The sequence below is a fragment of the Rhodopirellula baltica SH 1 genome (assembly GCF_000196115.1).
Lineage (GTDB): Bacteria > Planctomycetota > Planctomycetia > Pirellulales > Pirellulaceae > Rhodopirellula > Rhodopirellula baltica.
The window spans coordinates 7,001,606-7,013,408 of sequence record NC_005027.1; the positions used below are offsets into that span (position 1 = coordinate 7,001,606).

9 protein-coding genes are annotated in these 11,803 nt (G+C 56.3%); 6 read left to right on the forward strand and 3 right to left on the reverse strand.

What is annotated here, in order from left to right; translation table 11 throughout:
* Window positions 1-250: 250 nt before the first annotated feature.
* From RB_RS27080 to RB_RS27090, 3 genes are read right to left on the reverse strand one after another with little or no spacing between them, the layout of a single operon-like run.
* A complete protein-coding gene (locus RB_RS27080) occupies window positions 251-1,198 on the reverse strand; it encodes an AAA family ATPase (RefSeq protein WP_011124010.1) in 948 nt (315 codons plus the stop codon).
* A complete protein-coding gene (locus RB_RS27085; protein WP_164922594.1) occupies window positions 1,195-3,411 on the reverse strand; it encodes a transglutaminase domain-containing protein in 2,217 nt (738 codons plus the stop codon). Before RB_RS27085 ends, RB_RS27080 begins: the two co-directional genes overlap by 4 nt.
* Window positions 3,392-4,591, reverse strand: coding sequence for a DUF58 domain-containing protein (locus RB_RS27090; protein WP_164923067.1), 1,200 nt, complete (start codon window positions 4,589-4,591; stop codon window positions 3,392-3,394). The genes RB_RS27085 and RB_RS27090 overlap by 20 nt, the downstream gene beginning before the upstream one ends.
* Window positions 4,592-5,728: 1,137 nt before the next feature.
* On the opposite strand from RB_RS27090, the gene RB_RS27095 reads away from it, so the two are divergent.
* The 6 genes from RB_RS27095 to RB_RS27120 all read left to right on the forward strand — a co-directional run bounded on the left by RB_RS27095 (window position 5,729) and on the right by RB_RS27120 (window position 11,740).
* Window positions 5,729-6,751, forward strand: a complete 1,023-nt coding sequence (locus RB_RS27095) for an outer membrane protein assembly factor BamB family protein (protein WP_231846038.1) — start codon at window positions 5,729-5,731, stop codon at window positions 6,749-6,751.
* A 239-nt stretch (window positions 6,752-6,990) separates the two neighbouring features.
* Window positions 6,991-7,419, forward strand: coding sequence for a DUF2946 domain-containing protein (locus RB_RS27100; protein ID WP_011124016.1), 429 nt, complete (start codon window positions 6,991-6,993; stop codon window positions 7,417-7,419).
* Between the two features lie 427 nt (window positions 7,420-7,846).
* A complete protein-coding gene (locus RB_RS27105; RefSeq protein WP_011124019.1) occupies window positions 7,847-8,191 on the forward strand; it encodes a Flp family type IVb pilin in 345 nt (114 codons plus the stop codon).
* 147 nt (window positions 8,192-8,338) lie between these two features.
* A complete protein-coding gene (locus tag RB_RS27110; RefSeq protein WP_011124020.1) occupies window positions 8,339-8,764 on the forward strand; it encodes an A24 family peptidase in 426 nt (141 codons plus the stop codon).
* 39 nt (window positions 8,765-8,803) lie between these two features.
* Window positions 8,804-9,889 (forward strand): TadE/TadG family type IV pilus assembly protein, encoded by a 1,086-nt coding sequence (locus RB_RS27115; RefSeq protein ID WP_164922598.1) that lies wholly within the window; start codon window positions 8,804-8,806, stop codon window positions 9,887-9,889.
* A 78-nt stretch (window positions 9,890-9,967) separates the two neighbouring features.
* A complete protein-coding gene (locus RB_RS27120; RefSeq protein WP_011124022.1) occupies window positions 9,968-11,740 on the forward strand; it encodes a CpaB family protein in 1,773 nt (590 codons plus the stop codon).
* The last annotated feature ends 63 nt before the right edge of the window (window positions 11,741-11,803 follow it).

The window sequence follows — 11,803 nt, forward strand, 5'->3', positions numbered from 1 at the left end:
AGGGTGAGAAAGTGGTGCAACCAAGCGAGGGGTTGGATCGCAGTTCTGCCATCACCCTCCCCCTGGGAGGGTCGAGCGAAGCGAGGGGAGGGTTCAGCACTGAGTCCAGCGCGTAACCCTCCCCGGCCCGAAGCGGGCCGACCCTCCCAAGGGGAGGGTGAAGTGGAACCGCACGACTTTTGGGAGGGTGAAGTGGAGCCGCAGGAATTCTGGGGGGGGCGAGGTTGCAGTGGCTTGGGCTTTTGAGTCATCACTTGTACTCCGGCGCGGGAACTTGGGTCATGATTCGATCGATCACCGAATCGGAGTCGTCCGCCATGGTTAGCAATCGCACCGACAATACCGGGCGAGCGACTTTGGCAACGTCACTGGGTGTCACGAAGTCGCGTCCTTGGAGCACCGCCCAGGCTTGGGCAATTCGTTGCCACAGCAGCATGCCTCGCGGGCTCACTCCCAGCTGGATGGCTGGGTCGTTGCGAGTCGCCTCGACCAAGTCGACCAAGTATCCCTGGACCTTCGGATGAACCGATGTCGTTTGCACTTGCTGTTGAATCTGCATCAGTTCCGTCAACGACAACGTGTTGCATGCTCGCTCGTTGACGCTGTCGGCTCGTGCTGCGTTTTCAAGAATTCCAAGTTGAGCTTCGCGGTCGGGGTATCCGATCTGAAGTTTGATGGTGAAGCGATCCAGTTGAGCTTCGGGCAGCGGATAAGCACCGTGTGAGTCAATCGGGTTTTGCGTCGCGATGACGAGAAAGGTCTCGGACAACGAATGCGGTACCGAATCAATCGTGACCTGCCGTTCCGCCATCGCCTCCAGCAACGCGCTTTGAGTCCGAGGCGTGGTGCGATTCAGTTCGTCCGCCAACAGCACATCAGCGAAGACCGGTCCGGGATGGAACTCGAACTCGCGGGTCTTTTGATTGAACAAGTTGAATCCCGTCACGTCGGTTGGCAATAAATCCGGCGTGCACTGGATTCGGGCCAATCGTCCACCGAGGCAATCGGCGAGCGCTTTTGCCAGCGTTGTCTTGCCCGTGCCCGGCAAATCATCCAGCAGCAGGTGGCCTTGTGCGAGCAAGCAGGCGATGACCATTTCGATCTGCTCAGATTTGCCCAGCAGGACGCTTCCCAATTGGTCGCGTATTGCTTGCAACGCCGTTTGTGTTCGATCTTCTTGTTGGGTTGCCACACTCATGCCATTGTCTCGTTTGTCATCGATTTCAGTTGTTTTGTATTCAAGGCACGGACCAGCGAATTGAGTCGGCGACGATCGATCGGTGCGGGGTTTCCAAAGATGGCTTGGTCGGCGACGTCACAGAATTGTTGGACGTGATCACGCATTTGCAGATCGCGAACGACGAGAGCTTCCAGCCAATCGCGTTGTGGTTTCCCGGTCGGGCGAGCCTTGCCGATCAAGCTCGCACGGGTTTCCACAATTCGCATCGCGATTCCGAGCTGTTTTCGAGAAGGCAGCAGCAGCGAAAGTGACCAGACTGCCGTCAGTAGCCAATCGATCCAGATCAGTCGTGTGAGGAATGTCACCACGCCCAGTGCAACCATCAGCAGACCGTGCATCCAATGAGCCGCGGCAAAGCGTTTGGTGCTCAGCCACAACGAGGGTGTGTAAACGGGTTGCTGGTATCCGGGCGTCGGTTCCAATTCAAACCACCGTCCATCATCGAGCTTGATTTCGACCCAGAAGTGGATGTCTTCGGGAGTGATGTTTGCATGCCCCGCCGAGATGTCGTAGGCGTCTGGCGGAACATAGAACCCCGTCACCAATCGAGATTGCAGTCCGATCTCACGTGCCTTCAAGGCCGCGACGGTTGCGAACAGATGATCGCTACCGCGACGTGTTTGCAAAAATTCCTCGACGGGATTGTCGGTTTGGGTTGGTGTGTTGCGATCGAAAGTGAACTCGGTTCGCAATTGAGCGACGATGTCCTGTAGTTGTTGGTAAGGGTGTTGGGTGGAATCGGATGTTGGCTGTTCGCTTGCATCCAATTTGGTTTGACAATCGGGAAGCCGATCCCACAGTTCGTCTTCCATCACTTGGATCGAAGCCAAGTTCACCACCGTCAACGGCGGGATCTTGTCTCGTTCGGGCATGAATAAAGAACCATCGTGTTCGATCCCGAAGAAGTCTTGACGGTTCACGTCCTTGATATGGAGTCCCGCCGTCATCATCGGCGCGGGGAACCGTGTCGAATCCAGACGCAGGACTTTCAACAAGTTGACCGTCACCAGATCGCTGTCGCTCAGTGCTCTGGATTCCAACTTGGGATCGAAGAACCAAACGTTTTGGTCGATCTCTCGCTGGCTCAGTTTGTCGTTGGAGCGATCGACGGAATTGGTCCAGTCGACGCCATCGAAGGTGTCAAAACGTTGCATTGCCAGACGAATGCCAGTCGGGCCAGCCCACTGAATCACCGCGTTTTCTTTCGCATCTTCAAAGTGTCGATGCTTCTTCGGTGGCATGCGATCGGTGCTGAATGAAGAGCCTCCTTTTTCACTTTTGGCGGCTTGATCGTGGATGGGGATGAAGTTTTCGTTCCCCATCGCTTGGCGTCGGTCCCACTTCATTTTCTGTTTGGGTTCACCGATCATCTCGTTGACCATGTCGAAGAGTGACGACTCGGTGGATTCCAAAAAGATCTCAGACTCGACTGCTCCAAAGGACTCCGCATGGTCTTTCGCCGCGATGGCTGCGTCGCCGGATCCGACGCCGGAACGTGCCGCGGGATCCGACCATTTGGATCCGCCACTGGTGGGCATCACACCGTTGGTCATTCGGTTGGCGGGACCGACATGATTTCGAACCGCCTGTCCGCCGGCGATGCACAAAACGACCGCTATCAGCACGCTGGCCGGGCGAACTCCCACGGTGGGGCGAACGAAGTCAGGCAAGCAGACACCGAGTTTCTCCCAGTGATTGGCGACCAAGTGCCAAACACAAACGCTCATCCAAGCAACCGCGATCCAAACCGCTTGCGAATGTTCGGAGATGGAGGTGGCGAACAACACAAGAAAGCCACTGGCGACCAACGACATGGCTCGAGTGCGGTCGGTCTTGGCTGCGATCGCGACGGCTAGCGAGACCGAACCAAAGGCCGATAGAGTCGACATCTCAAACGCGATTGGTGAACCGAACGATCGAGCGAAGAATGCAAACAGAATGGGAGCAATCGCGAGCAGCGTCGTCGCGGAACTCATCAAGAGTTTCGATCTACCGGATTCCGCACCGAATGTCTTGACGAGTTCCACGGCAACAAAGAGTGCTAGCAGCGTTCCGAATTCCGCCAGGAACCAAGGTCGCGACTCAACATAGAATCGCAACGGCAGCACGGAGGCGATCGCAAGGATCGCTAGCAGGATGGTTTCTCTTCGTCTACGCGGCGGAGTCTGCATCACGCACCTCCGTCCAAAAACACAAGATCTGGTCGGCCAGTGCATCGCACGATTCGATCTGTTTCATTACCGATCGCCCGCCGGCTCGGCGTCCGCCGCGAGGATCGATCACTTGCACGATTTCGCTGCCGAAACGATCGGATGAAAACTCGATCCTTGCGTTCTTGCCGGTCCGTTTCCGCTGGGCGACAGCGGCGGTTCCATCGGCGGGAATCTCGGTGAGAGCGTTGAGGATTTGCTGCCTGCCTTGGCTGCCTCTCGCCAGTCGCAGGCTTTGCGAACCAATCGTCACTCGCATCGGGACACCGGATTGCTGCAGGTTGATCAAGACGCTGGCGGCCATGCGAATTCGATTGGCCAGCAGTTCGCGTCCAGTTGGTCCGGCGTGTTCGTCACACGAGAGCGACATCGCGGTGGATGGATGCAACGTGGTGTCGATGAAGACATCGAGTTCAACCGACTGCGGGCCACCACGTTCCGTCACGACCAATGAGTCCACTTTGGCGGATGCGACCCAGTTGATGTGTTTCGCTGAGTCGCCACGTCGATAGTTGCGTACTCCAATGAAGTCTCCGCTGCGACCGCCGCGATTGCCGTCGCCCTGATCGGTGCTGGTCAGTCCGATGATGGGGCACACGCCCTGCACCGGATAAACCTTGGGCCAGACGGTGAGCGACTTCATCGTCGTCAAGTTGCGACGCGCCGTCCAAATTCCAAATGGAAAGGAACAAGCCACTTGTGGCAATTGAATGGGGTAGTGACCTCGCAGCGACGGATGGACGGTGATTCCATATTCACTGACACACAACGGTGCGACGCACGCGAGTCCAACGGTGGGAACCGCTTCATCGCCTTCGCAGTCCAGGTAGCCTTCGACGGCCAATCCCCAAACGGGAATGGGAAGTCGGTGGCGGACGGCGACCAGCATTCGGCATGCATCGCCCTCGTGAACGGAGTCCGCCTCGGGACGCAACTCACATGTGGTGACGTACACGGCGACCAAAGGCCACGCCATGCCGACAACGATGATCGCGGTCAACGATGCGGCTAGGACCCAGCCGATTGGGCTGAGGTACAGACCAACGATCACGCTGATTGCGGTTGCGAGAACGAACCAACCGATGGGTTCTTTGAGCCAATAAACAAAACGATTTGCCCAGGGACAAAAGTCGGTTGTCATCACACGAGACAACCAACTCACGGACCTAGGCATTTCATGGACAACTGCCATGGAAACGCGCCTCGGGTACGGAAGCGAAACAGGGAAAACAATCGCGCAGCGTCAGACGCTGGGCGGACCCCGTACCCGATGAAGATGGCAAGTCGCTTGCGGGACAAATGCGTTTTCCGCAATCGTCACGTCGCGGTTGGCGGTCAACGGTTCCAGCTGAACCGTGGTATCCCAAAGAAAGACGGCATGACGCGACGCAGAGAAACTCTGGCAAATCGAACAACGATTCGAGTCATGTGGCTCGGACGGCTGATCCGATTCTGACTCGGTCGAAGCGCAACTTGCGTCGCTTTGACAGGTTGTTTCGTGTTCGTCCGCGCTGGTGTGAGCGTGGTGGCAACAGCCGTGCTCACCGTGATCGTGCGTGTGGCTGGCGTGCGTTTGGCCATGCGATTCGTCATGCAATCGTGCTGACAAGTCGCAGTGCGAAACGCAGCAACCCGATTGGTGCGACGAGCATCCAACGTGAACCCAACCTGCGACATTGCCAAACAGCAAGGCAGCCAGTGTGAGGTAGACGGTGAGGATCCGAAACGACGCCAAGGGTCGGTTGCCAACGTTGAAAAGCGGAAGAAGCCTGAATCCACTGCAGATTGATTCAGGCATGAATCAACGGTCCGACCAAGGATGCAATAATTGTTCTCGCGACGTTACGGCTTGTCAATCGAAAAGGTTCGCAGCCTCCGGCCGTTTGATTTTGATCCTCGCTAAATACGGGGCCTGGTTGGGAAACCGGACACATAATTTCTGGCGAAACGGTTGACGAATATCGCTCCGGTCGCAATCGTACCGAAACTCTTGCCTTGTCCTTGGTCGGACCACCTGACACGACTTCGTCGACCTCTTCGCTTTCTTGCGGCTGTCATGTTCCGACCCATTTCTTCTGCATTTTTTGCGGCACAGCGACTCGCACGCAGGCTTTCGCCTGAACGCGAATCACGCCTGGCAAGGTTGGGATCGGGTTTCGGGCTGCCAGGTGATGGCGTCGCGAAGTTGAGACCTCTGGCGGCACAGCACCGTTCGCCAAACCAACTTTCACGCGGTGCGATTTGCCCGCCCAGCTTCAACGATGCAAAAAGGATTTCAATGATTCGGACCAACCCATTTTTCGCGATGGTGACGCTCTGCGTTTTGCCATTCACCTTGGTTCTGACAAGCGATTCGCATGCCGAGTGGACTTCCTTTCGGGGCGGTGGTTCCTCGCATGGAACCGCCTCGCTTCCGACGAATTGGTCCGAGGATTCAGGGATCGCTTGGCAGCGTGAGCTCGATGGATATGGGCAGTCGGCACCGATCGTTCACGAGGACGCGGTCTACACAACCAGCGTCAAAGGCTCGATGTCGGAATCCTGCTTGGTCCAGTGTCACGATCTGGCGACGGGGGTTCTTCGTTGGAGTTTTACAAAAGAATCCACGCACCGGCATCCATCCAATTACATGAACGCTCGCGCCGCACCTACGCCGGTGGTGGACGATGAAGGTGTGTATGCCTTCTTCGAAACGGGAGACTTGTTCGCTGTCGATTTGCAAGGCAAATTGCTTTGGGCTCGCGATGTATCCAAGTCGACTGGCAAGTTCGACAATTCGCACGGTGTGGGAGCTTCGCTGGCCCAAAACGCCACCCATTTGTTTCTCAATTTGGAACATGGTGGACCGTCTTTCTTGACCGCAATCGAGAAGCGGACGGGCAAGTCGTCGTGGACGGTCGAGCGTGAATCATCGAAGTCCTGGTCGTCACCCATTGTCGCTGAAGTCAACGGCGTGGAGCAGTTGATAGTCAGCAGCGGAGGAAGCGTGACCGGCTATGACGCATCCAATGGCGACGTGTTGTGGTCGCTCGATGGCTTGGAGGGCAACTCAGTGCCCTCGCCGACTTTGGCCGGTGATTTGCTGCTGATTGGTGCTCGTTTGCCGGAGTTTGCTGGCGATGGCGACGCGCAGTCAAACTGCTGTTTGGATCTTTCGCAAATCGAAAATGGCAAACCTCATGTCGCGTGGCGTGCTGACAAAGCGATTTGTGAATACGCCAGCCCCGTCGTTGCCAATGGGCACGCGTATTTTATGAACAAGGCCAATGTGCTGCACTGCTTGTTTGTCATCGGCGATTGATCACCGGTTGCAGCCAAGCACTGACGGAAGGGCAGAGAGCAACGGTGAGCGTCCGATCCGAGACGACGGCCCGATGTGATAACGAAGGATCGTGTCGGACAAATATGTTGAAATCCCGAAGTTTTCGATGTTCAACTTGACGAACGAATCGGTTGTAGTCATCGTACTAGGCAGCAATCGTCTTTGGTCGGACCACTTTGCCACAATCTAAAACTCTCTCTGAATCGAACGTCGCTTCCATGACTTCGCTGTTCCGGCCCCTCGTCGCTAGCCTGCTCTGCAGCCTGATCGTTCTCGGTCACGCTCCGGCTTGGTTGCATGTGGCCACCTGTGATAGCGGATCGCATTCGCATGCGAATGACAAGGCGAACGATGCGGTTTTTGTTTGTCCGCATGGGTGTCATCACCATGTGACGGAATCAGACGCATCGACCAAAGATGCTTCGGAAACGGTTCCTCACTCGCAAGATTCAAACACCCCTCACGATCACGATAGCTGCGGGATTTGCCAATCATTGGCGAGCCCTGTCGGTGTGACTTGGGACTTGGTGGTCGTTCTTCCAACTGAGTTTGTTTCGGAACTCACCAGCGTCCCGGCTGTTCGCCCCTTGTTGGCGACCCTTCTTTCGATCCCGCAGCCTCGCGGGCCACCGGCGATCTCCGCCTAGGTTTTGCACTCCATCCGTGGGATAGGCTTCCAGCCTGTCGTCCGCGCATGGCAGCTTGCATCTCGAACTTTTCTCCACCTCATTTGTTTTGGTGTTCACCGTTGATCGGTGCGCGTCAATCCAACTGGACTCACGACCCAATACGTCCCGCCGCGCGGCGGTGCGATCGGTCAAACGGTCCGACCAAACCAGATCGGTTGTGCTTCGCGCGGTGGGGCTCCTTGTACAAGACAAATCGATTCAGCAGCGGAAACGCAAAAGCCATCCGTGAAAGAGTCACTGCACCGGACGGCTCGCGCCGTTCCGCTAACAAAACAACGTGTGCGGATTGTTCGTCGCCGCCGCACATGCCTGCATTGGTCATGCGGAACCTTTGGTCAGGCGGCAAAACATTTCTCTGAAACCCGTTTTCTCAAAGGAAAACAAGATGCGTAAGTTGTTTAAGAACAAGAAGGGTCAAGGCCTGGTTGAGTATGGTTTGATCATCGCCGGTGTGGCTTTGATTTGTGCCGCGGCTATCTCGGTGTTCGGTCACAAGACCAGCGATTTGATCTCCGCAACAGCAGCCGTTTTGCCTGGGTCTCATGCAGGCGATAACGCTGCAATCACTAGCGGTGCGTTGATCGAAACTAGCGAAGGTGCCGCCGGAGACGCAATTGAACTAGACGCAGATGCAATCCTTGCAGCGAGTGGTACCGGTCGGTTGGGAAATAACGTTCTTGGGGCAGGTACTGCCGAAGGGTTCGGCGGATTGGTCGTTGAAGCACCGTAGGTCTATTTAGCTTCTCGTCAGAAGCTTCGTCCACTCGCGGCGAGCCTAGCTCACCGCGAGTGGTTTCTTTGTTTTTTGAGTGCATAGGCTTCCAGCCTGTGTGTCCTGTCTCAGAGGCTAGAAGCCTATGCCACTTGGTGGTTTCGGATGTTTTTGTTGATCGCATCGATGATCGCTTGCTTGCTGGTTTGGGCCAGTTTGCATGATCTCCGCACTCGAGAGATTCCCGATTGGATCTCGGTGTTGATCGGTGTCGTAGCGATTGTCAGTTCCTTGCTGGGTTGGCTGGGGCTTTCGATCGTTTGGGTGTTGGCCGGCGGAGTCGTTGGACTTGTGATTGCGTCTGCCTTGTTTCGATTCGCGAAGCTGGGTGGTGGCGATGGCAAACTCATCATCGCGCTCGCCATGTTGGTCGGGCCCGTTGGAATTTTGATTGTTTTGTTTGGAATGGCCATCACCGGTGGCGTGCTCTCGCTCATCGCGATGCTTCGCGGCCAGCGTGATTACGCCTATGTGCCGGCCATTGCGGCGGGGTTCGTGGGCTACGTCGGTTTCGTTCACTTCCTCGTTTGATTCAAAGATGATCGTTTCCATGTTGATGAGCGAGAATTGATGCGAAGTCGCCGCCACAATCGATCCGGTCAAGCACTCGTCGAGTTTGGGCTCGTCGCGTTGGTGCTGTACATGCTCGTCGGTGGCGCGATCACGTTTGGAATCTGGATTTACGCAGCGGGACAGATTCAACAAGCGGCCAACGTGGGCGCACGTGAGCTTTCACAAACGCCGCTGCCATTTGATGAGACGTTTGAAAATGCACTTGAGCAAAAAATTGTCCGCCAGCGAGTCTATGACGATCGCTGGTTGGTGATCGATCTGGACGAACTGGAAGAAGAGGATCCTGACTACAATTTTTTCCAAGACGTTGTGCCTCGTATGCCGCTGTTGAATCAGCAGCTAGCGGTTCTTTATTCGCTTGACGTATGTGATCACGACAACGACGAAGCCACTCCGCCAATTCGGTTGATGCGATATCCTGGTGCGTTGTTGAAACGCTCCGAAGGCGATCCCGATGAGTCGGGGATCGAGTATCCCGACTATGTCGCAGATGAATATGTCGTTCAGATCCCGCTCGTTGTCGAGAGAAAAGATGCCGCGGACGACGATGCCGAGCGGATTCGTTGGGTGTGTGTGGTCGAGGAAATCGACACGGAAGAATTGCCCGGCGACGACTCCGGGGCGAACCCAGATCCATTCTCGTTGACCAATGAACCGGCGATTCCTGCTGATCCACTTGATCCAGAACCACCCAGGGGCGTCGTGGCACTTCGTGTTCACTACCCTGCCCAGTCGACTTGGTTGAGCAGCTATCGGGATCGCGGTGCGTTTGAATTAAACGCTGGGGACCCAAATGCAGCCAACGACGACGCGGTTGAATCGCTCAACCCAGAAGCAATGAAGGGCACGCTGCTCGATAGCAAACCGCTCGTGTTTGAGAATTCTCTTGGCGAGTCGGTCTACGCAGGAACTTACGGGGGTAAGTATGGGCTTGGCATTCATGGAGCGATGACCAGCCCCGAATTGACAGGCGATGCGATCGGAATTCGTCCGTACCGACGAGTGCTCGTGTCGCACGCCATTTTTCGCAGGGAAGTGTTTTTACCCTCCATCGAAGATTCCGAGGAAACGTTGACTCCATGAATGTGGGATAGGCGTCCAGCCTGTCATTCGCGATTGACAGGCTGGAAGCCTATCCCACTGTGAAGCCAACAGTCCATCATGCGAAAACAAAAATCATCCTTCGGGGCAATCAAAATCCTGCTGGCGTTGCTGCTGGTCGTCATGGTTCTCGGCGGTGGCGTGATCGCTTCGTTGTGGGCATCTGGTGTCCCCATGGAACGACTCGCGTTTTGGAGTGTCGAAGAGACCCGGCCCGATTCCATTTCGTTGCCGATGAATTGGCAAACGATTCCGGCCTACAGCAAAGTTACTCGCAGCGACTTGGTCGATCCACGTACGGGCGGCATCCATGGGATTGAAATCCCACTGACGTCACTCGGCGGCATGAATGCAACGATCGTGGATGGCAATGGCGAGTTGATCGAAAAACGAATTCAACTGGCACAGCGAACCGACGATGCGATTGTGTTGCAGCTCAAGGATGGATCGGTCGTCACCAGTCGTCAGTTGGTGAAGGTCGGCGGTGCGTTCACGCAAGCGACCGACATCATCGGTCGAGTCGTCAAGAGCGATAAATCGTCGGGCTTCGCATTCGCGGAAGCCAACTTCTTCGAGCGTGGAACGCCGGCTGGTTTGGCCGGTGCGACTCCGCCGGGCATGCGAGCGATGACGTTGGAAGCCGCACAACTGGCGGGCGTGCATCGCATCAGCATGGGGGAACAGATCGATCTGGTGGCCAACATCCCGCTGCAAAAACTCAGCCGCTTTGAGTTCTCGACCGGCAGCCAGTTGCCGGGTGCGGAGTTGATCGCTGATTCAGGGCGTTCGAATCGCGATCAAGACAAAGAGACAACGGCCAGGTTGGTCGCACGCCAAGCGGTTGTGCTGACACCGGTGATCAAACGCGTCAGCACCGAGACATCGGCTTCGCTTTCGCAGGGCAAGCGATTGTTGAGCGTGCCGGTCGAAGAAGTCGTGTTGGCCGTTGCCGCGGAAGACGTTTCCGCAGTGACGTCCGCGTTGGAGTTGGGAGCAACGGTCAACGTTTTGGTCCGCAGCGGACGACCGGACACGGATGAACCGTCGAACAACGTTCCCGAAGGCATGGTTGCCGTTCCGATCCCAGGTCAGACTTTGTTGGCCTATCAAACGATTCGGCCGACCAGTTTTGAAGATCCAGCGACGGCCTACGTGCGAACGATTCAAGTGCCCGCGGAGACGGCGAGCCAATCCAATTGGATCACCGATTTGTCGAAGCTGGTGGGACGCATCCCTCGTCACGATCTTCCCGCGACCGTGCCAATCCAAGAAGGTGACTTGATGCCCGTCGGTACGATGGCGGGGCTTTCCGGTGCAACGCCTCCTGGAAGGGTTTTGTTCTTTTTAGATACCGAGGGGCTCATCGGTGGTGATGCATTCGAGTTCGGTCAGCACCTGGATCTGGTAGCGAGCCGGACGGCCGATGAACCACGTGGCGGCAGTCGTGGTGGCTTTGCCAATGTGACGCTCACCGATGCTCAGCGGACCAGCGTGGAACCGATTGCGGACGACGTCATCGTCATGATGCCGACTCGATCACCAGGCAACCCAACGGCCGGGAAATCAAAGGACACCAAGGATTCTCCCTCGGCGAAGTTGATCGTTGCGGTCCGCCCCGAGCAAGTCGCTCATTTGGAATACGCCGTCGCGGTGGGATCGAACTTGAGGGCAACGGTCCGTTCAGGTCGAGTTGATTCAACGGATCTTGTCTCCGAACGGCAACCCGCCGGCCGAGTGGCCGCGATGCGATTCGATCCGCTCGCGGACACGAAGCAAACCGATATTTATGTCGGTGGATCGTCGCAATCCCAATTGTTCCGGGGGCAGGAATGATGTGGGAAGGCGGTAAATGCATCCGAAGTTGTGGGGCGAATTGGTTGTCGTCGTGCGGGGGTG